This window comes from Pseudomonas sp. GZD-222 (assembly GCF_049310525.1).
Taxonomy (GTDB): Bacteria; Pseudomonadota; Gammaproteobacteria; order Pseudomonadales; family Pseudomonadaceae; genus Aquipseudomonas.
The window spans coordinates 1-23,958 of record NZ_JBMOWO010000155.1 but is presented as its reverse complement, the minus strand read 5'-3'; the positions used below and the strand labels follow the sequence as shown (position 1 = coordinate 23,958).

The window sequence follows — 23,958 nt, the reverse complement described above, 5'->3', positions numbered from 1 at the left end:
ATTCGCTGGAGTGTCTAACAAGACCTTCTGGCAACAGAATTTCTTGACGACCATAGAGCATTGGAACCACCTGATCCCATCCCGAACTCAGCAGTGAAACGATGCATCGCCGATGGTAGTGTGGGGTTTCCCCATGTGAGAGTAGGTCATCGTCAAGATTAAATTCCGAAACCCCTATCTGCGTACGCAGGTAGGGGTTTTGTCTTTGCGGCCGGTGCAGTCATAAAACACCAGACAAAAAAAACCACCCCGCAGGGTGGTTTTGTCATTTCTGATAGCTAATCAGTCGCCGTAATACTCGCAACCACTGGTGCACGTCTCATGGATACGCACCTTGGACAGCTCTGGCAGCAACGGCTTGACCTGGTCCCAGATCCACTTGGCAATCACTTCGCTGGTTGGGTTTTCCAGGCCAGGAATGTCATTCAGGTAGTTGTGGTCCAGCTGTTCATACAGAGGCTTGAAGATCGCCTTGATCTCGGAAAAGTCGCGAATCCAGCCAGTATGCGGGTCCAGCGGGCCGGTCAGGTGCAGGGCAACCTTGAACGAGTGACCGTGCAGACGGCCGCACTTGTGCCCTTCTGGAACGTGCGGCAGGCGGTGTGCCGACTCGAAGGTGAACTCTTTGAAAATTTCCACGATGTCTCAACTCTGAAAGCCAATGCTGATGAGCAGTTTACCAGTATGGTCGTTACAGCGGTTGCAGTTGCGCATGCAGCCTGCCGGTTTCTATCAGCTCGAGCAGTTCGTCGCCCAGGCGCTGGCTTTCGGACATTGCCTTGTGCCAGTAACGCTGACGGCTGCCTGCATCGCCCATGAAGCGTTTGAAGTCGCTGCGGTCTGGCAGTTTGCCGTAGGGCAGGCTAGCCAGGTACTGGGCTGAGGGCGCCAGCAGCAGGACATTGCGCAAGCGTTGAGCATCCCCACGCCGCCAGGGCAGGGCCTTGTCGAACCAGCCTGGGATCACTTTGTCGGTGAAATGCGGGTAGAGCACGATGTCGTCGCCCTGATACGGCAAGTCCAGGTGATAGTCGAGCAGGCCGCCATCCCGGTAAGTGCCCTGGCCAACACCAGGTATATCGCGCACGCCCTCCATTACCATCGGAATTGAGCCGGAGGCGAGCAGGGCATGGCGCAGGTTGGCCACATCCAGCGGAAGACAGCGTGACGGAAAATCGGTCAAAGGCTGTAGCGGCGGGTTGCTGCGCGCATCGTGGAGGATGATCCGCTCGAAGTGACGAGCCAGGCGGGGACGACCGATCAGGTTGTCGGCTATCACCGAAGACAAGCCCATTCCCAACCGTGCGCGATGATCATGTGCCAACAAACCGTGGCTTTTCACCACCATGATATTCAGGCGGTAGTCGGGGCTTTCGAGGATCTGCGCGTCGCGCCCTTGCAGCAGCGCATCGAGCATGCGCTGGCAACTGCGGCTGACCTCGGCCTGGGTCACACCTTTGGCAAAGTCCTGCTCGGTGTAGAGCTGGCCGAGTCGTTGCAGGGCCTCGGCCGGGTTGGGCAGGCAGGCACTGGCGAAGCGCCAGGAACCGATGGAGGCACCGATCAGTGCCCGTTCACGCGGCGCGCCGGGCAACCACTGACCGAACAACGCCAGGTCCAGACCCTGTATACCGAGGGCTTTAGGGCCGCCCGCAGCGCCTGGCAACACACCCACATCGGCAGCCTGCAATCCGCGTTCGCGAATGCGCTGCAAGGCACGGTTGCCGGCCTTGAGTGTCAGGGCCGGGTATTTGATATGGATTGCGCTCATACGGGCCTCGCTGTCTGGAGCCGGCAATTATAAAGAACAGCGGTCCAGTTGTGGGGCAGGGGTGCGCTATCATGTCGCCAGTTGTTTTCAGCTTCAATTAAGTTCGGTTGGTTAATCTAGGCCCCGTAGACACATTATTGATCTCAACGGAGAGACACCATGAAAACTTTGACTGCCCTGTTCGTGACTGCTGCCCTTGCCCTGAGCGCCAATGTTGCACTGGCCAAAGACATCCCTATGCATGAAGTCACCAAGCTGGTTCAGGACAAGACCATCCTGTCCCTGGACGACTTGAACGCCAAAGCATTGGCCAAACATCCAGGTGCCACGATCAAAGAGTCCGAGCTTGAAGATGTGTACGGCCGCCTGGTCTACAAGATCGACCTGCGTGATGCCCAGAACGTCGAGTGGGACGTGGACCTGGACGCCAAGACCGGTGAAATCCTCAAGGACGTTCAGGACAAATAATGAGCTTTTGCACGCGAACAGCACAGACCGTTCTCGTTGCGCTGTTGGCACTGTGTTCGCTGGCATCGGCCCGTGACCTTGATCAGGACGAAGCCCTGCAGCTACGACAGCAGGGCATCATCCTGCCGCTGGAACAGTTGCTCAATGACGCCCTGGGACGCTATCCCGGGGCGAAGTTGCTGGAGGCGGAGCTGGAACACAAGCACGGCCGTTACGAGTACGAAGTCGAGTTGCTGACCCTTGAAGGCGTAGTGCGCGAGATCAAACTCGATGCATCCAATGGAGCCCTGCTCAAAGACGAGGAAGATGATTGATGCGCCTGTTACTGGTCGAAGACAACGTGCCGCTGGCTGATGAATTGATTCAAGGTTTGCAGCGCCAGGGTTATGCGGTCGACTGGCTTGCCGATGGCCGTGACGCGGTCTACCAGGGCAGCAGCGAGCCCTATGACCTGATCATTCTCGACCTTGGCTTGCCGGGGATGCCGGGGCTTGAAGTATTGGCCCAGTGGCGCGCCAGTGGATTGGCCACGCCCGTGCTGATTCTGACCGCGCGCAGTTCATGGGCGGAGCGTATCGAAGGCCTAAAGGCCGGTGCCGACGATTACCTGAGCAAACCCTTTCATCCGGAAGAGTTGTTGCTGCGTGTGCAGTCGTTGCTACGTCGTGCCCGTGGCCTGGCCAACCAGCCGACCCTGGAGGCGGCTGGCCTGCAGCTCGATGAAGGGCGCCAGTGCGTGACCCGCGATGGCGTCGATATCCAGCTCACCGCTGCAGAGTTCCGCCTGTTGCGCTACTTCATGCTGCACCCGCAGCAGATCCTGTCCAAGAGTCATCTGGCCGAACACCTCTATGACGGTGAGACCGAACGTGACTCCAACGTCCTGGAAGTTCACGTCAATCACCTGCGCCGCAAGCTTGGCCGCAGTGTCATCGAGACACGTCGCGGCCAGGGTTACCGCTATGCCGGGAGTGCCGAGTGAAGTCGATCCAGGCGCGTTTGAGTCTTGGCCTGATTGCGGTACTGGTGCTGGTAGGTCTGGCGCTGGCTCAGTTGAGCCTGTGGTTGTTCGAAGTGGGGTTGCAGCGCTACCTGGAGACAGGTTTGCGCAAAGAAAGCGAAAACCTGCTGATCGCGCTGGTCCGTGGGCAATCCGGCCTTGAGCTGGATGAGCGACGTCTTTCGTCGGCCTACCAGCGGCCTTTTTCCGGCTACTATTTCCGCATCGATTTCGACGGGGGCAGTTGGCGTTCCCGTTCGCTTTGGGATCTGGACATGCCCGCGCCGGCAACCAGCGGCCTGCACACGGATCTGAAGCTCGGCCCCGAGAACCAGCAACTGCTGGTGTTGCGCAGCGACTACCGGCGCTTCGGCCAGTCGATTGCAATCAGTGTCGCCCAGGACTACACCCCGGTACGTGACCAGTTCCGCCGTATGCAGCAAATAGGCCTGGGCCTGGGCTTGGTCGCCTTGATCCTGGTGCTGGTCCTGCAGCGCATCACTGTCACCCGTTCATTGCGTCCCCTTGAGCGTGCACGAGAGCAGATCGCCCAGCTTCAGCAGGGCAAGCGTTCGCAACTCGACACCCAGGTACCCATTGAGCTGGAACCCCTGGTCGCGCAGATCAACCACCTGTTGGCGCACACTGAAGACAGTCTGCGCCGCTCGCGCAATGCCTTGGGCAACCTCGGCCATGCCCTGAAAACACCGCTGGCGGTCTTGCTCAGTCTGGCCTCCAGCGAGCGCCTGAAGGATTTGCCCGAGGTACGGACGCAGCTGCGTGAGCAACTGGAGCAGATCCAGCAACGCCTGAGCCGAGAGCTCAATCGCGCGCGTCTGGCCGGTGATGCGTTACCAGGCGCGCAGTTCGACTGCGATGCTGAACTGCCCGGGCTGCTGTCGACCCTGAGCATGATCCACGGCGAAGGGCTGGAGTTGAGCCAGCACGCACCACCCGGGTTACTGTTGCCCTGGGACCGCGAAGACCTGCTCGAGTTACTTGGCAACCTACTGGACAACGCCTGCAAGTGGGCCGACAGCCAGGTGCAACTGAGCATCGAAGAACAGCCGGAGCATTACCGGCTGTTGATCGATGATGACGGCCCCGGCATTCCGCAAGCGGCGCGTGCGCAGGTGCTTGAGCGGGGCACCCGACTCGACGAGCAGGTCAATGGCCATGGCCTGGGACTCGGGATCGTGCGCGACATCGTTGAAGCCTGGGGTGGCCGCATGGCTCTGGAGCAGAGTCCGCTCGAAGGCTTGCGGGTCTGCATCGAGTTGCCACGCAAGCCTGGGCACTAGCAGTCAGAAGTCCACGGTGCCGGAGAACTTCACCAGCCGTGGCTCGCCCTGGGTCAGGTAGCCGCCGTTGGCCGAGGCCCAGTAGTTCTTGTCGCTGATGTTCTCGACGTTCATGCGCAAAGTGATGTCCTTCTCTTGAACCTTGAAGCGGTAACGGGCCCCGGCATCGAAGCGATTCCAGGTGGGCAGGCTGAGGTTGTTGGCCTGGTCTGCATATTGCCCGCCGGTACGTAGCATCCGCGCATTGAGCGCCACGCCGTCGAGTCCTGGCACGTCCCAGTCGACACTGGCGTTGAGCTGGAAGGTCGGGACACCAATGGCATGGTTGCCGTCGTTGGTGCCGTTCTGGGTTTTCTTCAACTCCGAGTCAAGGCGTGTTCCGCCGGCCAGCAGACGCAAGCCCGGCAGGGGTTCGCCAAAGATGCTCAGCTCGATGCCGCGATTCACCTGCTCGCCATCACGTAGATAAAAGCCGGTGTTGCTGTCCAGGTAGCCGTCGCTGGGCTTCTCGATGCGGAACACCGCCAGGTTCGTCCCAAAGGTGCCATGGTCGTATTTGACACCGGCTTCCAGTTGTTTGGTTCGACCCGGCGGGAAGGCTTCACCGCGGTTGATCGCGTTGGCCGAGGCGGTAGGGCCCTTGGACAGGCCTTCGATGCGGTTGGCATACAGCGACACCGATTCAGTCGCCTTGTAGACAATGCCGTAGACCGGCGTGGTGATGCCCTTGTCATAGAGGGCGCTGCGGCTGCCGTCGTTGGCCGGGTTGGCCACGCCACCCGAGGTGGTGCCGTCGTACTTGTAGTTCTCCACCCGCAACTGCTGCCGGCGCAACCCTGCGGTTACCAGCAAGGTGTCATCGAAGAAGCCCAGGGTGTCGGAGAAGGCGATACTGCGGTTGCGGGTCTTGCCGGTTACACCCGGATCACCCAGCTCGCCACCGGTGATGGTCACGTTGCTCGGCTTGGGCAGTGGTGCAGTGTTGTAGATGTTGGTGGGCTGGCCGCGATAGAAGACGTAGGCGTTTTCCTGTTGGGTCCAGATGGTCGAGGCACCCAGGTTGAGCTGGTGGCTGACCGGGCCGGTCTGCAGCTTGCCGTTGAGTCCGCCCATGAACGTGGTGTTGTCTTCGTTGTGCGGAATGAACGAGCCGCCCATGGTCGCCGCGCCTGTCGCGGCGTTGGTCAGGGTCGGGGTGCCGTAGAGTCCGGTTTCGCGAGTGTGCTTGATGCCACCGGCCAGGTAAGCACTCCAGTTGTCGTTCAAGTCCCAGTCGCCGCGGACCATGCCGAAGGTGTCCTCGGTTTCGGTGAAGGTCCAGTCCTGGCCGTAGTTGTGGCTGGCGTCAGGCGCACGCGGGATACCGGTGAGTCCGGCACCGAGCTGCACCGAGTTGCGCAGGTGATTGACGCGTTCTTTCTGGTAACCGAAATCGGTGGAAACGCTGAAGCGATCGCCTTGGTAGTCAAGGCCGGCAACGAACAGTTTGCTGCGCTGATCCTGGTCGTCAACCGCCGTCTCGCCCTCACGCTGGGACAGGTTGAGGCGTGCACCGAAGCGGTTGTCGGCACCAAAGCGCTGACCGATGTCCAGGTGCTCGCCGATGCGGCCATCGGTGGAAATGTCCTGGGTATAGCGGCGGGTCGGAATGTCGCCAGCACGCTTGGGCTGCAGGTTAACGCTGCCACCCAGGCCGCCGCCGGTGGGGCTTACACCATTGATAAAGGCGTTGGGGCCCTTGAACACCTCAACCCGGTCCACCGCATCGGTGGAGATGATCTGGCGCGGCAGTACACCGTAGAGGCCGTTGTAGGAGATATCGTCACCGCTCAGCGGCAGGCCGCGAATCACGAAAACCTGCGACTGGTTGCCAAAGCCGACCGACTGGCGCACTGACGGGTCGTTGAGCAACACGTCGCCGACATCTTCGGCCTGTTGATCCTCGATGAGTTTCGAGGTGTAGCTGGTCATGGTGAAGGGCACATCCATGTTGTCCTGATTGCCCAGCACTCCCATTTGCCCGCCGCGGGCGACCTGGCCACCTGCGTACTCCTCGACCGGCGCGTTGCGCAGGGGCTTGTTGGCCTGGGCGTTGATGGCGGTTGCATCCAGTTCCAGAGCGGCGTCGGCGCCGTGAGCGCCTACACTGGCGGCGCAGCAGACAGCGAGGAGGGTGGGGCGAAAGGGGAGTCGTAAAGCCATGGCGAAGGCCCTGTTAAGTTCAAGTTGGCGCCTTCCTGGCTTTGCGAATAATTCGTAGTCGCAAAGATTAACAGGTGTGTTTGCAAAAGGTTATCATTCAGATACAAAAAATTACCTATTCCTCACATCAGGGTCAGACTCAGCATCACCGGCAAGGTCAGTGCTGCGAGCAAGGTCTGCAAGGCAATGATGTTGGCCATCAATGCTGCGTTGCCGCCCATTTGTCGGGCCATCACATAGGAAGACGACGCGGTGGGCAGGGCCTGGAACAGGATGGCGATGATTGCGGCCTGGCCGCTCAGACCAAGTGCCCGGCACACGCCGAACGTGGTCAATGGCAACACCACGAACTTGAACAACGAGGCTGCCAGTAACGGCCGTTTGCCCAACCCCTGGGCACTGCTCCCCAGAGCCGCGCCGACACATAGCAGGCCCAGGGGCAAAGCGGCCTGACCGAGGGCCTTGATGGTCGGTTCGATGCCTGCCGGTAGCCCCAGGCCGGTGATGCGCAGGGTTATCCCGGCGGCGCAGCCAAGGATCAACGGGTTGCGAACGATGGCCTTGGCCACCGCGCTCGGCGAGCTGTGAGTACCGCTGTAGCGGGCAAAGACCATCACGCACAACACATTCACGGTCGGTACGATAGCCGCATTCGCCACTGCGGCCAGGGCGATCCCGCTGCTGCCATAGATGCCGGCGGCCAGAGTTGCACCAATGTAATTGTTGAAACGTATGCCCCCCTGAAACACCGAGGTAAAACTTGCGCCGTCACCGGCCACTGCGCCTTTGCACAGCATCAGCAACGTCGCCCCGATCACGGTTGAGATCAACAGCACCGTTACCATGTCGAGCACTGGCAGCCCGGTCAGATCAGCCGTGGCCAGGCCGTGCATGAACAAAGCGGGCAGCAACACGAAGTAGCTCAAGCGTTCGGCAGCCGGCCAGAAGTGCTCACCCAGAAAGCCCTGAACCCGAAGCCAGCGGCCCAAGGCAATGAGCAAGGCGATGGGCACGATGGTGGCGAGGATCAGTTGCAGCATCAGGCGGTTTCCCTATCAGTCGGCGCTCCCAAGCGGGATTCGACATCAGGCTAGCCTGAAGCACTGGAAGAAAAAAACGTAGAATTCTCAATCAACCATTGAGGAAAACTTCACGGTTGGCCCAGGGCAGACTTCAACACTGCCGTCAGGTGTCGGCGGCGACTGCTGGCGTGCTCGATCAAGCCAACATGACGCACTCGTTGCGGCTCACCGAAGGGCAGCAAGGTGACATCGGGCAAGTGCTGCAGGTCTTCGTCCGCCAGGGGCACGATGGCCACCCCCAGTCCCATCGAGGCCATGTGCGTCAGTGCTTGCTGGCTGTCCAGCTCCATCTGCTCGCTGACCGGCAGCTGCAGTTTGCGCAGCTCCTGTTCGATGATGCGCCCGGCCCAGGCGCGCTTGTCAAAACGCAGGAAAGGTTGGGTGGCGAGCAGTTCACGCAGGCTGGTGCCGGCAAATGCGGGGCCGGCAACCGCCCAGAAACGGTTCTGGTAGAGCGGGGTAAAGTCCAGGTTGGCCGGATAGGGCGCAACGGGTTCGGTGGTGATCGCGGCATCCAGCTCGCCGTCTTCGACCCGCCGGGCAAGCTCGGCCGACATACCCGACAACACACTGATATGCAGGTGCGGGTGCTCGGCCTTGATGCGTACCAGCGCTGCCGGCAGGCGTCCGGCCAGGGCGGTGTGAATGGCGCCGACTTTCAATCGTCCACTCAAGCCAGGCCCGCTGACCAGGGCATCGGCCATGTCGTCATAGGCGGTCAGGATGCCCTCGGCCCGCTCCAGCACCAGATGCCCGGCCCCGGTCAGGCTGACCTGACGCCGGCTGCGGTCGAACAAGGTGACCTGCAGTTCCTCCTCCAGGCTGCGGATGTGCAGGCTGACGGCAGAAGGCGTCAGGCTCAGCACATCGGCAGCGCGGGCGAAGGTACCGTGACGGGCGATGGTGACCAGGGTGCGCAGGGCTTTGAGTGACACGCGTGGGCTCCGGTTGGGCGGGAGAATGAGCGTGCATCATCGCGTTGATCAGCGTTGATTGAAAGCGCCTGCTTTTGGCTGTCCATAGGCCTGGGTGATGCGGTCAATCACCATTGCCAGCGCCACAATGGCCAGCCCCGCCTCAACACCTTTACCGACATTCAACGTCTGAATCCCCGCCAGCACATCCTCGCCCAAGCCTCGCGCACCAATCATCGAAGCCACCACCACCATCGACAAGGCCATCATCACCGACTGGTTGAGGCCCGCCATGATGCTCGGCATGGCAAGTGGCAGCATGACCCGGCGCAGGCGCTGCCAGCGCCCGGCACCCAGCCCCTGGGCGGCCTGGGTAAGGGAGGGATCGATCTGCGACAGGCCCAGTTCGGTCAGGCGGATCAGCGGCGGCAGGGCGTAGATCAAGGTGGCGAAAATCGCCGGGACCTTACCCAGGCCAAACAGCATCAGCACTGGAATCAGGTAGACGAAGCTGGGCAGCGTTTGCATGACGTCCAGTACCGGCATCATCAACTGGCGCGCCCGCGGGCGGCTGGCCAGCAACACACCGACTGGCACCCCGATCAGGATGCACAGACCGGTGCTCACCAGCACCAGGGCGCAGGTTTGCAGAAGTTTGTCCCACAGGCCGATCACGCCGATAAAAAACAGCAGGCTCGTCAGTACCAGTGCGCGGAGGATGCTGCGGCTGGCATGCCAGGTGAGCAGGGCGACAATCAGCAGCAATAACCACCAGGGGGTTGCCCGCAGCAGGGTTTCCAGGCCGACCAGCAATTGCAACAAACCGTCGGAAACGTTGCGCAAGTGGTCGCCGTAGCTCAGGACCAGCCAATCGACGAAGCGATTGACGCTGTCGGCGAAGGAGAAGTGCAGGGTTTCTGGAAAGCCTCCACTCACAAGCCAGCCTCGACGCGTTTGGCCACGTCGGCGGGTAGCCAAGCTTTCCAGATGGCCGGTTGATCACGCATGAATTTCAACGCGGCATCCTTGGGGGACTCGCGTTTTTCGCTCATTTGCGCCAAGGCTTTGTTCAAGGTATCGATCGGCAAGTCGACCTTGGCGAAAAACTCGACCAGCTCCGGATAGTCTGTGCGAAAAGGCGCGGAGATACCAATCGAAAGCTTTGCGGGCAGAGAACGGGAACCTTGCGGGCTAGGGTTGCTGGCGTCGGTCAGGGTTTGCCACGCCTGTTCGTTGAACGTGGGTTCTTCCAGGCGTACCAGCGAGAAACGCCCCATCAGCGGTGTCGGCGACCAATAATAGAACAGCACCGGTTTACCGCGGCGGATTGCCGAAGTGATTTCGGCATCGAGGGCCGCACCGGAACCACTGCGAAAGTTCACGTAATCGTTAGCCAGGCCATAGGCCTTGAGCTTTTGGCTGTTGACGGTCTCGGAGGTCCAGCCGCTGGGGCTGTTGAGGAAGCGGCCCTTGTCAGGGGTTTCAGGATCCTTGAAGACTTCCTTGTACTGCTTGAGGTCTTCCACTGAACGCAGCTCTGGTGCCAGCGGCTTGATATCGCGACCCGGATCGCCCTTGATCACGTATTCAGGTACATACCAACCTTCATCGGCGTTTTTCACCGTGTCGCCGATAGCGAATACCTGACCGGCCCGTTCGGCCTTGACCCAGGCTGGGCTACGTCCCGCCCATTCTTCGGCGATCACCTGGATGTCGTTGCGCGCCAAAGCAACTTCCATGCTGACGGTGCTGCCGGGGAGGGTGTCGGTTGAGTAGCCGTAACCCTTCTCGACGATAAAACGGAGGATTTCGGTGGTCAGGCTGCCGCTTTCCCAGGTGATGTCACCGAAGTGGATGGGGGTAGCCGGCTCGTTGGCTGCCATGGCGTTGGTGCTGGCCCAGCCCAGGGAGAGCAGTAGGCCGGCCAGCAGCATTGGGATTTTTTTCATCGGGGCCTCGTCGATGCGCCGTTCCTTGGGTTCGGGCAAGTGTAGACGACCCGCTTGCAGCCGTTCCGGCTGGGGCAATGGAAAGGTTTCGGTCTGTGTTGGCGACATGTCCACTGGAAAGATCGGGCGAGGGTGTGCCATAGGGGCGCGAAATGTCGCACAAGGAAGGTGGCTGATGAGTATCGATATAGGTTTTGTTTATTACAGAAATTTCCGTTTCGATGGAGCGTTCCACGTTCGCTGTAGTGGTAACGATCTGGGCAAGGTGAAGGAGATTCGCTATGTACTGGAAAGGACCGGACCGGACGGGGCCGATCATGTGGACGCCATGACCGTGCAATCCATGGCCCAGAGCGGTGCCCTCAGGGATCATGGTTGTCCGGTGACCTTGATGTCTGAACTGACGCCTGGCACCTATCGCATCACCCCGCAGATCAGATTGACGGACAAGGAGATCATCGCCAGAGATCTCCCGGCCGATGCAAGCGGTGTGGAGGTGATGGAACCATTGGTGATGATCATTGAGGAAGGGGAGTCGACCAGAAGCGTGCTCGACAAAGTGCCTCTGCCTGCCTCTGCGGGGCGGCGCAGGCGCGAGGTGCCAGAATTGTCCGAGACTACGGGGCCAGCCGAGGTCCATGATCCGTATGGCGAGCGCCAGCTGCAGCTGCCGGTGTTGGAAAACGGCGAGCGCTTTCCCCCTCTGTTGCTGAAGTTCAAGGCAGGTGGTTTCGAGCGGTTTCTTTTTGATCTTGAACCCGCTTCGAACTCTTTTATCGTGCGCCAATGGCCGAACCTCAAGCAGGTGCTGGAGCCACGGCCGCTGCTGGATGAGCAAGAGCAGCAAGACGAATCGCTAAAGGCGCTGCGGCACTTCTATCTACTCGAGCAGCCCGAAAGCATGTTCAACGACACCTTTGTCGAGTTGATCAAGACGTTGGCACCGCTGAATTATCTCGAGGCTATGCATTTCCTGCTGCCTGAGGTCGAGCCAGGCAACGTGGTGCTTGCTGGTGTTGCGGCTGTCATAGCGACACTGATCACCGGGGCGGCCGTGGTGGCCGGCAATCGGGCCAATGAAGAGGCACAGCCAACCCCCGACTTCGAGGCGTTGCAGACCTATCTGGAGCAGCCGGGCCAGCGCTGGAAGGGCATGAACATCCGCAAGGTCTGGGAGCGGCAGGTCGCAGGCCAAGGAGTCAGGGTGCATTTTTCAGATGGTGGTCTTCACTCCAATCATGAAGATTTGAGGGGTAACCCTGATCTCACGATCATCCAACGTTCGCCTAACAGTGACCCGGACCACGGCACAGCGTCGGTGGGGATACTCCTGGCCCGCGCTAACGGTTTCGGCATGACCGGGGTATGCCATGCCAGTGAGCTGTTTATGTACGACAACAGGGCAACGGATGCGCGAGGGAGCTCTCAGACACTGAAGGATCTGTTGAGGTATGTCCGGCCCGGTGACATCGTTGCGGTCAATCGGCAAACCGCAAACATCAACGTGCTTTCGACTTTCTTGCCCTCCTTGCATGACCAGCTCTGGTGGGCCTCGACCCAGGCGCTGACCCAGCGCGGGGCGGTGGTTGTCAATGCGGCCAGCAATGGGAGTAGCAGGACCGATGCCAACAAGGGGGTCACGGGCGGTTATGGTGTCGATCTTTCACAGTGGCGGTATTTCGAGGACCATGGGGATGCCGATGCCATCCTGATTGGCGCCTGCCAGTCATGGGATGGCAAGCCCCATCAGTACTCGAACTACAGCTATCGGTACCGCATGCTCAATGCGTGGGGGGACAGTGTTGCGACCATGGGTTACGGGGAGCTGCAAGACAAGTCCGGCAATGATCGCGATTACACCGATAACTACGGCGGCACTTCCAGTGCAACACCGCTGGTAACCGGTGCCCTGGCGTTGATCCAGTCCTATGCCATCGAGCACCACCACATCTACCTCAATGCCAACCAGATGCATCTGCTGGTCATGGAGTCGGGTTACCTGGATGCCACGCTGCCCCATACCGATGTCCTGCCCATGGGCGCACGGCCCAATGTGCATGGCGCGTTAGTCCTGCTGGATCGTATTCTCGGAGGTGGCAAGTTTCATCCGGTGAAGGACGAGCTGTAAGGTGTAGTGAGCCTGCCCCGTGGCGCCAGGCAACGGCGCCACGGGCACAGCAGTCAGACGCGGAACTGGTCCATCAGCCCCTGCTGCTGGTTGGCCAGGCTGTTCAGCGACTGGCTGACCCGCGCCGATTCATTGGCCTGGCCGGAGAGCGATTCGGTCACGTCGCGGATGGTCGCTACGTTGTGATTGATCTCCTCGGCCACGGCGCTTTGCTCTTCGGCGGCGCTGGCGATCTGCAGGTTCATGTCGCTGATCACGGTGACCGCTTCGCCAATCTGCTGCAAGGCGGTGACGGCCTGGCTGACCTGATCGACGCTGCCCTGCGCCTGACGGTGGCTGCTGTCCATGGCGCCGACCACTTCGCGGGTACCCGCCTGTAGCTCTTCGATGACCTGACGGGTTTCTTCCACCGACTCCTGGGTGCGGCGGGCCAGGTTGCGCACTTCATCGGCGACCACGGCAAACCCTCGTCCTGCCTCACCCGCGCGGGCGGCTTCGATGGCGGCATTGAGGGCCAGCAGGTTGGTCTGTTCGGCGATGGAACGGATGACTTCCAGCACCGAGCCGATCTTCTCGCTGTTCTCGGCCAGGCCTTCGACCTGCGCCATGGCAGTGCTCATGTCGGCTGCCAGGGTATCGATGCTGGTGGTGGTGCGGTCGATCACGGCCAATCCCTGGCGGGTGGCCTGGTCGGCATCGCGGGCCGCCTGAGCGGCTTGCGCGGCGCTGCGCGCAACGTCCTGGGCAGTGGCGCTCATTTCATGGGACGCGGTGGCAACCTGATCGACCTGGCGGTACTGCTGTTCCATGCCGGCGCTGGTCTGGCTGGCGATCGCCGAGGACTGATCGGCGGTATCGCGGGCGGCCTGGACCGAGCGTTTGACCTCGGCAATGGTCGGCTGCAGCTTGTCCAGAAAACGGTTGAACCAGCCGGCCAGCTCGCCCAGCTCGTCGTGTTTGTCGTAGTTCAGGCGACGAGTGAGGTCGCCTTCGCCGCTGGCGATATCCTTGAGCATGGCGGCAACACCGAGGATCGGCCGGGTCACGCCACGGGCCATCAGCCAGATCAGCAACAGGCCAACGATGGCAGCCAGCGCGCCGAGGCCGAGCTCCATGAGGGTGCCGCTGGTGTTGCTGCGGTCGAGTTCCTGCTTGAGAGCCTCGGCCGGGCCGGTGAGGGCGCTTTCCGGGACGTCAAGCAGTACGCCCCAGTCTTTGCCACCTGGAATCGGAGCAAAGGAGGCCAACACTTTCAGACGCTGTTCATGATGAATGCTGTGCAGTGGTGTGCTGTCGGCCAGCAGGCGAATCAGTTCGGCGCCTTTTTCCGTGTCAACTTGGTCAAGGCGCTGGGCCAGCTTGCTGGCGTCCGGGCTATAGCCAGCCAGCAGCCCTGCAGGGCTGAGAATGCTGACCTGGGTCTGGCCCTGGTAGAGGTTGCGGCTGGCTTGTTGGCTCAGGGCCTGCAGGCTGTTGAGGTTGATATCGATGGACAGGGTGGCAACCACCTTGTCGGCGACCATCAACGGGAACACGATGCTGGTCATCAGCACCTGCTGGCCGTCAATCGCATAGAAGTAGGGTTCGATCACGCAAGTCTTGCGCGTAGTGCGCGGACACACCGACCAGGTGTTGGCCGGTTCGCCGCTAGGGCCGATGCTGGTATCGGCCATGTCCTTTTCCGGCAGGGCCATGGAGGTCAGCTGGCCCGGGGTCGGTTGCGACCAGTACAGGGCAAAGCGGCCCTTTTCGTTGCTGCCCAGTTGCTCCTGGTTGACGAACAGTTCGTCCTTGTTGTCCAGCGCATTGGGTTCGAACACCAGCGACAGGCCGAGCAGGTCCGGGTTGGCCTGCAGGGCGGCGCGCACCTGGCGGGTCAGATCTTCCCGCAGGTCGAAGGCATCGAGAAAGCGCTTTTCCGCCTGCTCTCGCAAGAACAGGACCTGGCGGGAGAAACCGGCACCGTACTGGTAGGCATCCATGAATTGCCGGCGAATGTTCAAGGCCTGGACTTCACCCTGGGATTCGATGCGTCCCTGGGCGGCTTCGGTGAGCATCTGCATGCTGCTGGTCTTGACCAGCTCCGAGCTGTGTCCCATGCGGTACAACGAAAGGCCCACCAGCAGGGTAACGATGCTGGCCAGGCACAAGCCGGCGAGCAGGGTGATTTTCCACTGAATGGAGAGTTGTCTGAACGACATGGCGAAGTCCTTTGATCCAAAAAGATTGAGGCTGCCGACGTTATCGGCGGATACGCCGTTTTCTTTATTCAAACGTTCAATTCAAATGCGTCGTTTTCGGTCATTCCTACGACACCCATCGCCCTCTGAACTTTGACAAGCGCGGGGGCCTGCTTCAGAGTGTGCGCCCTCCATAAAAATACCCGTCGTTCGGCCACTGCTCCCGGGCAGTTTGTCGCCGAATCGGTCGCTTTTTGTCTGGTTTCTAGAGGTCACAGGAATGAATGCAGTAATTGCCGCGGTCGGCATCATGCTGATATTGAGTCTGTCCCGCGTGCATGTGGTGATCGCCCTGATCGTCGGCGCGCTGGCGGGCGGGCTGGTGGGCGGCCTGGGCATCGAAGGCACGCTCAAGGCATTCAATGGTGGGTTGGGCGGTGGTGCCACGGTTGCCTTGTCGTATGCCTTGCTTGGTGCCTTTGCGGTGGCGATTGCCAAGTCCGGCATGGCCCACGCCCTGGCCGATCGCGCTCTGGCGATGGTTGGCCAGCAGGGGCATGCCGACGGCGGCAAGGTCAAATGGTTGCTGATCGGCTTGCTCTTGGTAGTGGCGATTTCCTCGCAGAACATCCTGCCAATCCACATTGCCTTCATTCCGCTGCTGGTGCCGCCGCTGCTCTATGTGCTGACCAAGTTGCAGATCGACCGGCGCCTGGTGGCCTGCGTGATGACCTTTGGCCTGATCACGCCTTACATGTTCCTGCCGGTGGGCTTTGGCAACATCTTCCTCAACGAGATCCTGCTGGCCAACGTCAGCCGTAGCGGGGTGGATGTCAGCGCTGTCAATGTCACTCACGCCATGGCGATTCCGGCCGCGGGCATGCTCTTCGGCCTGCTCATGGCGGTGTTTTTCAGCTACCGGAAAAAACGCGTCTACGACCTGGAAAAAATCGAGCAGGTCGAGCAGGTGGCCGTGCGCTATAACCCGCTGACCCTGCTGGTTGCCGGTGTTGCCATTGGCGCGGCGTTCATCATTCAGCTGTGGCTGGACTCGATGATCATCGGCGCCATGGTCGGTTTTCTGATTTTCTCGGTGTCGGGCATCGTGCGCTGGAAGGACACTGACGACCTGTTTACCGAAGGCATGAAGATGATGGCCATGATCGGCTTCATCATGATTGCCGCCTCCGGCTTTGCCGAGGTGATGAAGGCCACCGGCGAGGTCAAAAGCCTGGTCGAGACCTCGGCCGTGTGGATTGATCACAGCAAGGGCATTGGTGCGCTGCTGATGCTGCTGGTGGGCTTGTTGGTGACCATGGGCATCGGCTCGTCATTCTCCACCGTGCCGATTCTTGCCGCGATCTTCGTGCCGCTGTGCGTGCAGCTGGGCTTTGACCCTGTCGCTACCGTGTGCATCGTCGGTACGGCGGGCGCGCTGGGGGATGCAGGCTCACCGGCTTCCGATTCGACCCTGGGCCCGACCTCGGGCTTGAACGTGGATGGTCAGCATCACCATATCTGGGACACTGTGGTGCCGACGTTCATTCACTACAACCTACCGTTGCTGGCGTTTGGCTGGCTGGCGGCAATGACCCTGTAACGCGCTCGGCAATAAGGGGCTGAGCGCAAGGCTCAACCCCGCGCGGGCGGTGGCGAGATACGATTGAGGAGCATGCTGCCGTCTTTGTTGCGGGTCAGGTAGACCGGCAACACCTTGGGCAAATTGCTCACCAGACGCTTGATCTGACGGGTGTCGTAGATACCGCTGATACGAATGCTGCCAGTACTTTCGTCGGCCAGCTGCAGCGGTTGCTCCAGGTAGCGGTTGATCTGCGGCAGGGCCTGGGCCAGGCTCAGGTTGTCGAGGATCAGCTTGCCATTACGCCAGGCCAGGCTGGTGTCGTGGCCATAGGTCTGGTTCAGGCGTGGCTCGTAGTCGCCAGCCTGGTAGCTTGCCTGCATGCCAGGGCCCAGGCGATAACCACCATCGGTGTCGCGGGCATCGCTGCAGACCAGTACCGAGCCTTCGACCAGGGTCACTTTGACCTGATCTTCATACTTCCACACATTGAACTGGGTGCCGGTTACCCGCGTCTGGCCCTGGGCCGCATGCACTATGAACGGATGCTGGCTGTCATGCCGGACCTTGAAGAACGCTTCGCCTTTTATCAGCGTGACCCGGCGCTGATCCTTGTAATTGGTGAAGCGCAACTCGCTCCCCAGATTCAGCTCGACCTGGCTGCCGTCACTGAGCACTACACGGCTGATGGCGTTGCCGCTTTCCAGGTGCTGGTAGTGATTGGGTAGCCAGCCTTGCTCCCAACCGATCCAGGCACCGACCGGCAAGGCCAGCAGAGCAACGGCGGCGGCCGAGGCATAGTGGCGCCAGGTTTTAGGACGACGCTGGGTGAGGACGATAACCTTGCCGGGGGTGGCGCTACGCGGCAGTTGATCGGCGGTCTGCCATATATCCAGCATGGCCTGGTATTCCTCGGCATGCCGAGGATCGGCGGCCAACCACTGCTCAAACGCCCGACGTTCGTTTGCCGTGCAGTCTTCAGCTTGTAAGCGCAGGCACCAATGCGCGGCGGCATCGGTAATGGCATCGTGTTCGTCGGCGCTGTGGCTGGTGTGGTTCATCAAGGCTCCCGGTTTTGCCTATTCTACCCTTGCAGCGTAGGTGGCGAGAACCCGAGATAATGGCGAATGACTATCAGTTGTAAGATTTTTCACCAAGAAAATGGCTGTAAATGCACGGAGTTCGCAGTCATACCCCGCCTGCAGACGGGGTAAGCTACACAAGCATGTACGACTAACGGTCGCAGTTCATGTTCAGAACTGCTCGGCGGGCAGGGCAAACAGCGAAACACTGCCTGCTCGAATGCTGGCCTGCAGCGACAACGTGCGCGGCAGCAGCCGGGCGAAGAAGAACGCGGCGCTGGCGCGTTTAGCTGAGTAGAAGGCCGGGTCTTGCGCCAAGTTGGCCTCGGCCACGGCATCCATACGCGCCCACATGTAGGCGTAGGCCACGTAGCCAAACAGCTGCAGGTACTCCACCGAGGCGGCGCCCACGGCATTGGCGTCCTCACGGGCTTGTTCACACAGCCACTGGCTGAGGTATTGAAGATCGTCCGTGGCTTTGAGCAGAGGTTCGCGATAGGCCGTGCCGCCCTCACAGAACTGGCGAATTTGCCCGATGAACTCGGCCAGCGCCGTGCCACCGTCCGCCACCACCTTGCGCCCCAGCAGGTCCAGTGCCTGGATTCCGTTGGTGCCTTCGTAGATCTGGGCAATGCGCACATCGCGTACCAGTTGTTCCTGTCCCCATTCGCGGATATAGCCGTGGCCGCCGAACACCTGCTGGCCGAGCACACAGCTTTCCAGGCCATTGTCGGTGAAGCATGCTTTGGCCACCGGCGTCAGCAGGGCGACCTGGCGCTGTGCGAGGTCTCGCTCATCGGTGTTTTGCGCGTACTTGGCGATGTCCAGTTGCTGGCCGACGTAGGTGGCAAAGGCCCGCCCCCCTTCGGTCAGTGCGCGCATGGTCAACAGCATGCGGCGCACATCGGGGTGAACGATGATCGGGTCGGCGACCTTGTCGCGTGCTTGCGCGCCAGTGGCGGCACGGCTTTGCAGGCGGTCCTGGGCATAGCGTGCGGCATTCTGGTAGGAGGCCTCCGCGCAGCCGATGCCCTGGATGCCGATAGACAGGCGCTCATAGTTCATCATCGTGAACATCGCCGCCAGACCGCGGTTCGCCTCGCCAATCAGGTAGCCGGTGGCGCCGTCGAAGTTCATCACGCAGGTGGCCGAAGCCTTGATACCCATCTTGTGCTCAAGCGAGCCGCAGTGCGCCGGGTTGCGTGCACCCAGGCTGCCGTCGGCGTTGACCAGGAACTTGGGTACCAGGAACAGCGAGATACCCTTGGGGCCGGCCGGGGCATCCGGCAGCTTGGCCAGCACCAGGTGGATGATGTTTTCGGTCAGGTCCTGCTCACCGCCGGTAATAAAAATCTTGGTACCGCTGATACGGTAGCTGCCATCCACACTGGGTTCGGCCTTGGTACGGATGATCCCCAGGTCGGTGCCTGCATGCGGTTCGGTCAGGCACATGGTGCCGGCCCATTGGCCGCTGTACAGCGGCGGCAGGTACGTGGCCTTGAGATCAGCGCTGGCGTGGGCGTCGAGCGCCAGGCAGCAGCCGGCACTCAGCGCCGAATACAGGCTGAAGCTGCAGTTGGCGGCATAGAGCATTTCTTCGAACTGCACCGCGAGCATTTTCGGCATGCCCAGGCCACCGTGCTCGGGGTTGCCGGCAAGACCGACCCAACCGCCTTCGCAGTAAGTTTGCCAGGCCTGGGTAAAGCCATCTGGCGTACGCACGTCTCCAGCGTCAAACACCACACCTTGTTCATCGCCACTGCGGTTGAGTGGGGCGATCAACTGGCTGGTGATTTTCGCTGCCTCTTCAAGAATGGCATCGGCAGTGTCGGCGTCCACCCGTTCGGCCAGGGCTGGCAGGCGTGCCCACAGGGCCGGGCCCTGGAACACTTCGTGAAGGACAAAGCGCATGTCGCGCAACGGAGCATTGAATTCAGGCATGCGGATTCTCGCTGTGAAAGGGGTCAGAGCGCTTTGGCCCAGTCGCGCAACAGGTACTTCTGGATCTTGCCGGTGGAGGTTTTCGGCAGCTCGCTGAAGACCACTGTCTTGGGCAGCTTGAAGCCTGCCAGGTGCTCGCGGCAGAAACTGATGATGTCTGCCTCGCGGGTCTGCTCGCAGCCAGCTTTGAGGGTGATGTAAGCGCAGGGGGTTTCACCCCATTTCTCGTCCGGGCGGGCGACGACGGCGGCTTCGAGTACTGCCGGGTGCTTGTACAGGGTGTCTTCGACCTCGATGGTGGAGATGTTCTCGCCACCGGAGATGATGATGTCCTTGAGCCGGTCCTTGATCTCGACATAGCCATCGGCATGCCAGACCGCCAGGTCACCGGTATGGAACCAGCCGCCGCGAAAGGCTTCTGCCGTGGCTTCGGGGTTTTTCAGGTAGCCCTTCATCACTGTATTGCCGCGCATGAAGATTTCACCCAGGGTGTTGCCATCGCGTTGCACCGGTTCCAGGGTTTGCGGGTCGGCAACCATCAGGCCCTCAAGGGTAGGGTAGCGCACGCCCTGGCGAGACTTGATTCGCGCCCGTTCCGCCAGCGGCTGCTCGTCCCATTCCGCGTGCCAGGCACAGACGGTTACCGGGCCATATACCTCTGTCAGACCATAAACATGGGTGACCTTGATGCCCATCTCTTCCACCGCACCAATGACCTTGGCCGGTGGCGCCGCACCGGCGACCATTGCGTTGACCGGGTGGTCGATGGCCGCTTTGGCCGACTCGGGCATGTTGATCAGAGCATTGAGCACGATCGGTGCACCACACAGGTGAGTGACCTGGTGCTCGCGGATCAGGGTGAGAATTCTCTGCGGGTCGACGCGGCGCAGGAACACATGGGTGCCGGCCAGGGCTGTGACGGTCCAGGGGTAGCACCAGCCGTTGCAGTGGAACATCGGCAGGGTCCACAGGTACACCGGGTGATTGCCCATGGCCCAGGTCATCTGGTTGCCAAGGGCGTTGAGATAGGCGCCGCGGTGGTGATAGACCACCCCTTTGGGATTGCCGGTGGTGCCGGAGGTGTAGTTCAGCGAGATGGCCTGCCACTCGTCCTCGGGCCAGTGCCAGGTGAACTGCGGGTCACCTTCAGCAAGAAAGGCCTCGTAGTCCAGATCGCTGACCGCCTGGCCTTCGCCGTATTCCGGGTCGTCGACATCGATCACCAGCGGGGGATATTCCATCAGCGCCAGGGCGCCGCTGATGACCTTGTGAAACTCGCGGTCGGTGATCAGCACCTTGGCTTCACCGTGCTCAAGCATGAAGGCAATGGCTTCGGCGTCCAGGCGAACGTTTAGTGCGTTGAGCACAGCACCAATCATCGGTACGCCGAAGTGCGCTTCGAGCATTGCCGGAATGTTGGGCAGCATCACTGCCACGGTGTCGCCCTGGGTGATGCCGCGGCCGGCCAGGGCACTGGCCAGGCGTCGTGAGCGTTCGTAGGTCTGTTGCCAGTTGCGCCGGATGGCACCATGGATCACTGCGGGGTACTGGCCATAGACGGCTGCCGTACGCTCAATGAAACTCAAGGGGCTCAAGGCCTGGTGATTGACAGGGGCGGGCGCCAGGCCCTGGGAGAAGATCGACATGCGTTGTTCCTGTGCAGGGGGCGCCCGTATGGCGTACTGCAACCCCCGTTGGCTGATTGTTAGCTCTGATCAGGTGTCGTGAAGGGCGAGCCCTTCAGGTGTCATAAGTTTTACGCGTATTTCTATGGTACTTGGAAGATAGACTATAGCAATATGGTAGAAGTACTATATGGTTCCCCAGGCTACTGAATTGAGCTCGTCCATGGTTTCTCTGCTCGCCTGCGACCCACAACCCAGCGTGCTCCTGGATGCAACTGCAGCGGTGCTGGCAGTCAATCCGGCCTTGCAGGTCATGCTTGGCCCCTGGCCCGAGCGTTCGGTCGACTACTGGTTGCCGCGTAACTATCAGGCGTTGGTGCGTGCCTGCCTGAATCAGTCGCGGGCCATCAGTGACGTCGAAGCGGCAGTATCGGGGCAGATCCTGCTCTGGACGTTCATTCCAGACGGCGACTCCAGTCAGGTGCTGGCGCGCTGTCGCGATGCCACGGCTGAACGGGTGGCTGAGCGCGAGGCTAGCCAGGCCCGGCGTCTGTACCGCCTGATTACTGAAAACACTACTGACCTGATCTCCCGCCACAGTCCCGATGGCTGCTTCCTGGATGCCTCCCCGGCGTCCTATCGGCTGCTCGGTTACTGGCCTGAAGAGTTGCGCGGGGTGGCGGTGCAGTCGCTTTTCCATCCTCAGGACCGACAGCAGTCGCTGCAGCAAGCAGCCCAGGCACTGGAGCAGGACGGTTATCAGACCATGACCTGCCGGGTGCGCCACCGCGACGGCCGAGACTTGTGGTTCGAGATTGCCAGCCGGGCGATTCGCGAGACCTATACCGGGGCGGTGGTGGAGATTGTCAGTGTCTCGCGGGACATCACCGTGCGCATCGAGGCGCAGGAAAACCGCCGGCGTCTGGCAGAGGTCGTGGAGGCCAACACGGACCTGGTGCTGTTCACCGATCGTGATGGCCGCCTGAGTTACCTGAACGGCTCGGCGCGGCGTGCCTTGGGCTTGCAGGACGTTGAGCCATTACCCGATTTGCAGGACTTGCTCGACCCAGGGTTACAGCAACAGCTGGAACGCGAAGGTTGGCTGCGTGCCGAGCAAGCGGGGGTCTGGCATGCCGAGACGCGTCTGATTCCCTGGCAGGGAGAGGCGGCCTTTCCGGTGTCGTTGGTGTTGCTGGCTCACCGTGGCAACGGTGGTGAGCGCTATTACTCGCTGGTAGCCCGCGACATGACCGAGCGCGAGCTACGCGAAAGCCAGCAGCGCCGCCATCAGGACGAACTGGCCCACAGCGCCAGACTGATCACCCTGGGCGAATTGGCTTCAGGCATTGCCCACGAGATCAACCAGCCGTTGGCAGCAGTGGTCAATTATGCCGGCGCCAGCCAGCGTTACCTGCAAGCCCTGGATCGCGATCCGCAGGCGGCTACCCGGGTTGCCCAAGGGTTGGCGCGAATCAGCGAGCAGGCAACCCATGCCGCCGAGGTGATCAAGCGCCTGCGTGCATTCCTGCGCAAGGAACCCCGGCGCCTGCAGGCGTTGTCTATTGCCGATGTCGCCGCCGAGGCTGTGCGTTTGTGCGATTGGGAGGCGGCGCGGGACCGGGTGAGCATTGTGCAGCAGATGGCTGATTCGCTGCCTGCGGTGTACGCCGACCGGGTGTTGCTCGAACAGGTCCTGCTCAACCTGTTGCGTAATGCCATTGATGCCAATCGCGAGCAGCATCAGGGGCAGCCGTCACGGATTGAAATCGGCGCGGCACTTGTCGAAGGGCAGGTGCAGATTCAGGTCAGCGACCAGGGGCCAGGTGTGCCAGTGGAACGCCTGGATGGCATCTTCACACCGTTCACGACCAGCAAGCCGGAAGGGCTGGGCCTGGGCTTGAGCATGAGCCGCAGTATTATTGAAGGTTTCGGCGGTACTTTGCAGGCATCACCGGGCGTATCAGGTGGTTTGATCTTGTGTTGCCGGTTGGCGCCGGTGGCAAGTACGGGAACAGAGGACGTGTAATGCAGCAACCCAAAGTCTATGTGGTCGACGATGACCAGGGCATGCTCGACTCGACGGTCTGGCTGCTGGAGTCGGTCGGTATTCAGGCGCTGCCTTTTACCAGCGGCCAGGCGTTTCTTGAGGCCTGTGACGCCCACTTGCCAGCCTGTGTGCTGCTCGATGTGCGCATGCCCGGCATGGGCGGCTTGAGTGTGCAGGAGGCCCTGCGCGGGCGCGGGATTGAGCTGCCGGTGATCTTTCTCAGCGGACATGCCGATGTGCCGATTGTGGTGCGGGCGTTCAAGGCCGGTGCCTGCGACTTCATCGAGAAGCCCTACAACGATCAGCTATTGCTGGATGCTGTCCAGGCGGCGCTCGAACGCTCCTGCCAGGACCTTGCAGGCATCGCTCCACGGTCGAAGGTGCAGGCACGGATCGACAGCCTGACACCGCGTGAGCGTGATGTTTTCGTGCCACTGGTGCAGGGTTTCAGCAATCGCGAGATTGCTGAGCAGCTTGAGGTCAGCGTGAAGACCGTGGACCTGTATCGGGCACGGGTGATGAAGCGGATGGAGGCCGAGCACCTGCCTGCTTTGGTGGGAATGGCGATTGCCTGCGGGGTAATAGAGCCGTTGAATCTGCGCTGAACTCATCGCGGGGCAAGTCGAGTCGTCGCACCGCCGCTCCCGCCGGAAAATAGACTCTAGAGATCGGAAGAGCACACGTCTGAA

19 protein-coding genes and 1 rRNA gene are annotated in these 23,958 nt (G+C 61.0%); 9 read left to right on the top strand and 11 right to left on the bottom strand.

Annotation, left to right across the window (positions count from 1 at the left end; translation table 11 throughout):
- Positions 1-42: 42 nt before the first annotated feature.
- Positions 43-158, top strand: a 5S ribosomal RNA gene (rrf, locus tag ACO6VD_RS27585).
- Between the two features lie 124 nt (positions 159-282).
- Here the strand turns inward: rrf and queD are convergent.
- On the bottom strand, positions 283-639 hold the full coding sequence (gene queD, locus ACO6VD_RS27580) for a 6-carboxytetrahydropterin synthase QueD (RefSeq protein WP_010226613.1): 357 nt from the start codon (positions 637-639) through the stop codon (positions 283-285).
- A 52-nt stretch (positions 640-691) separates the two neighbouring features.
- Positions 692-1,771, bottom strand: coding sequence for a patatin-like phospholipase family protein (locus tag ACO6VD_RS27575; RefSeq protein WP_422422939.1), 1,080 nt, complete (start codon positions 1,769-1,771; stop codon positions 692-694).
- Between the two features lie 159 nt (positions 1,772-1,930).
- Between ACO6VD_RS27575 and ACO6VD_RS27570 the strand changes: the two genes are divergently transcribed.
- From ACO6VD_RS27570 to ACO6VD_RS27555, 4 genes are read left to right on the top strand one after another with little or no spacing between them, the layout of a single operon-like run.
- The gene (locus ACO6VD_RS27570; protein ID WP_157193279.1) at positions 1,931-2,239 is read left to right on the top strand and encodes a PepSY domain-containing protein; all 309 of its coding nucleotides are present in this window, start codon (positions 1,931-1,933) and stop codon (positions 2,237-2,239) included.
- Positions 2,239-2,553 carry a PepSY domain-containing protein gene (locus ACO6VD_RS27565; RefSeq protein WP_422422938.1) on the top strand — a complete coding sequence of 105 codons (315 nt, stop codon included), beginning with the start codon at positions 2,239-2,241 and terminating at the stop codon, positions 2,551-2,553. The genes ACO6VD_RS27570 and ACO6VD_RS27565 overlap by 1 nt, the downstream gene beginning before the upstream one ends.
- Positions 2,553-3,221, top strand: a complete 669-nt coding sequence (locus ACO6VD_RS27560) for a response regulator transcription factor (protein ID WP_422422937.1) — start codon at positions 2,553-2,555, stop codon at positions 3,219-3,221. Before ACO6VD_RS27565 ends, ACO6VD_RS27560 begins: the two co-directional genes overlap by 1 nt.
- On the top strand, positions 3,218-4,540 hold the full coding sequence (locus tag ACO6VD_RS27555) for a sensor histidine kinase (RefSeq protein ID WP_422422936.1): 1,323 nt from the start codon (positions 3,218-3,220) through the stop codon (positions 4,538-4,540). Before ACO6VD_RS27560 ends, ACO6VD_RS27555 begins: the two co-directional genes overlap by 4 nt.
- A 3-nt stretch (positions 4,541-4,543) precedes the next feature.
- On the opposite strand, the gene ACO6VD_RS27550 is transcribed toward ACO6VD_RS27555, so the two are convergent.
- The 5 genes from ACO6VD_RS27550 to ACO6VD_RS27530 all read right to left on the bottom strand — a co-directional run bounded on the left by ACO6VD_RS27550 (position 4,544) and on the right by ACO6VD_RS27530 (position 10,687).
- Positions 4,544-6,742: a TonB-dependent receptor gene (locus ACO6VD_RS27550; RefSeq protein ID WP_422422935.1), complete on the bottom strand. Its 2,199-nt coding sequence runs from the start codon at positions 6,740-6,742 to the stop codon at positions 4,544-4,546.
- A gap of 122 nt (positions 6,743-6,864) precedes the next feature.
- Positions 6,865-7,782 (bottom strand): AEC family transporter, encoded by a 918-nt coding sequence (locus tag ACO6VD_RS27545; RefSeq protein WP_422422934.1) that lies wholly within the window; start codon positions 7,780-7,782, stop codon positions 6,865-6,867.
- A 110-nt stretch (positions 7,783-7,892) separates the two neighbouring features.
- Positions 7,893-8,759, bottom strand: a complete 867-nt coding sequence (locus ACO6VD_RS27540) for a LysR family transcriptional regulator (RefSeq protein WP_422422933.1) — start codon at positions 8,757-8,759, stop codon at positions 7,893-7,895.
- A gap of 48 nt (positions 8,760-8,807) precedes the next feature.
- The gene (locus ACO6VD_RS27535; protein WP_422422932.1) at positions 8,808-9,674 is read right to left on the bottom strand and encodes an ABC transporter permease; all 867 of its coding nucleotides are present in this window, start codon (positions 9,672-9,674) and stop codon (positions 8,808-8,810) included.
- Complete coding sequence (locus tag ACO6VD_RS27530) at positions 9,671-10,687, bottom strand: ABC transporter substrate-binding protein (protein ID WP_422422931.1); 1,017 nt, start codon at positions 10,685-10,687, stop codon at positions 9,671-9,673. The genes ACO6VD_RS27535 and ACO6VD_RS27530 overlap by 4 nt, the downstream gene beginning before the upstream one ends.
- Positions 10,688-10,862: 175 nt before the next feature.
- Between ACO6VD_RS27530 and ACO6VD_RS27525 the strand changes: the two genes are divergently transcribed.
- On the top strand, positions 10,863-12,815 hold the full coding sequence (locus ACO6VD_RS27525; RefSeq protein ID WP_422422930.1) for a S8 family serine peptidase: 1,953 nt from the start codon (positions 10,863-10,865) through the stop codon (positions 12,813-12,815).
- A 53-nt stretch (positions 12,816-12,868) separates the two neighbouring features.
- Here the strand turns inward: ACO6VD_RS27525 and ACO6VD_RS27520 are convergent, their stop codons facing one another.
- The gene (locus tag ACO6VD_RS27520; protein WP_422422929.1) at positions 12,869-15,016 is read right to left on the bottom strand and encodes a methyl-accepting chemotaxis protein; all 2,148 of its coding nucleotides are present in this window, start codon (positions 15,014-15,016) and stop codon (positions 12,869-12,871) included.
- 259 nt (positions 15,017-15,275) lie between these two features.
- On the opposite strand from ACO6VD_RS27520, the gene ACO6VD_RS27515 reads away from it, so the two are divergent.
- Complete coding sequence (locus ACO6VD_RS27515) at positions 15,276-16,595, top strand: Na+/H+ antiporter family protein (protein WP_422422928.1); 1,320 nt, start codon at positions 15,276-15,278, stop codon at positions 16,593-16,595.
- A 32-nt stretch (positions 16,596-16,627) separates the two neighbouring features.
- Here ACO6VD_RS27515 and ACO6VD_RS27510 read toward each other — a convergent pair whose 3' ends face one another.
- The 3 genes from ACO6VD_RS27510 to ACO6VD_RS27500 form a co-directional block, all read right to left on the bottom strand.
- Positions 16,628-17,635 carry a FecR family protein gene (locus tag ACO6VD_RS27510; RefSeq protein WP_422422927.1) on the bottom strand — a complete coding sequence of 336 codons (1,008 nt, stop codon included), beginning with the start codon at positions 17,633-17,635 and terminating at the stop codon, positions 16,628-16,630.
- Positions 17,636-17,827: 192 nt separating this feature from the next.
- Positions 17,828-19,597, bottom strand: a complete 1,770-nt coding sequence (locus ACO6VD_RS27505) for an acyl-CoA dehydrogenase C-terminal domain-containing protein (protein WP_422422926.1) — start codon at positions 19,595-19,597, stop codon at positions 17,828-17,830.
- Between the two features lie 23 nt (positions 19,598-19,620).
- Positions 19,621-21,243 (bottom strand): acyl-CoA synthetase, encoded by a 1,623-nt coding sequence (locus ACO6VD_RS27500; protein WP_422422925.1) that lies wholly within the window; start codon positions 21,241-21,243, stop codon positions 19,621-19,623.
- Positions 21,244-21,445: 202 nt separating this feature from the next.
- Between ACO6VD_RS27500 and ACO6VD_RS27495 the strand changes: the two genes are divergently transcribed.
- Together ACO6VD_RS27495 and ACO6VD_RS27490 are read left to right on the top strand one after the other, a co-directional pair.
- Positions 21,446-23,248 (top strand): PAS domain-containing sensor histidine kinase, encoded by a 1,803-nt coding sequence (locus ACO6VD_RS27495; protein ID WP_422422924.1) that lies wholly within the window; start codon positions 21,446-21,448, stop codon positions 23,246-23,248.
- Positions 23,248-23,874: a response regulator transcription factor gene (locus ACO6VD_RS27490; protein ID WP_422422923.1), complete on the top strand. Its 627-nt coding sequence runs from the start codon at positions 23,248-23,250 to the stop codon at positions 23,872-23,874. The genes ACO6VD_RS27495 and ACO6VD_RS27490 overlap by 1 nt, the downstream gene beginning before the upstream one ends.
- Positions 23,875-23,958: the final 84 nt, after the last annotated feature.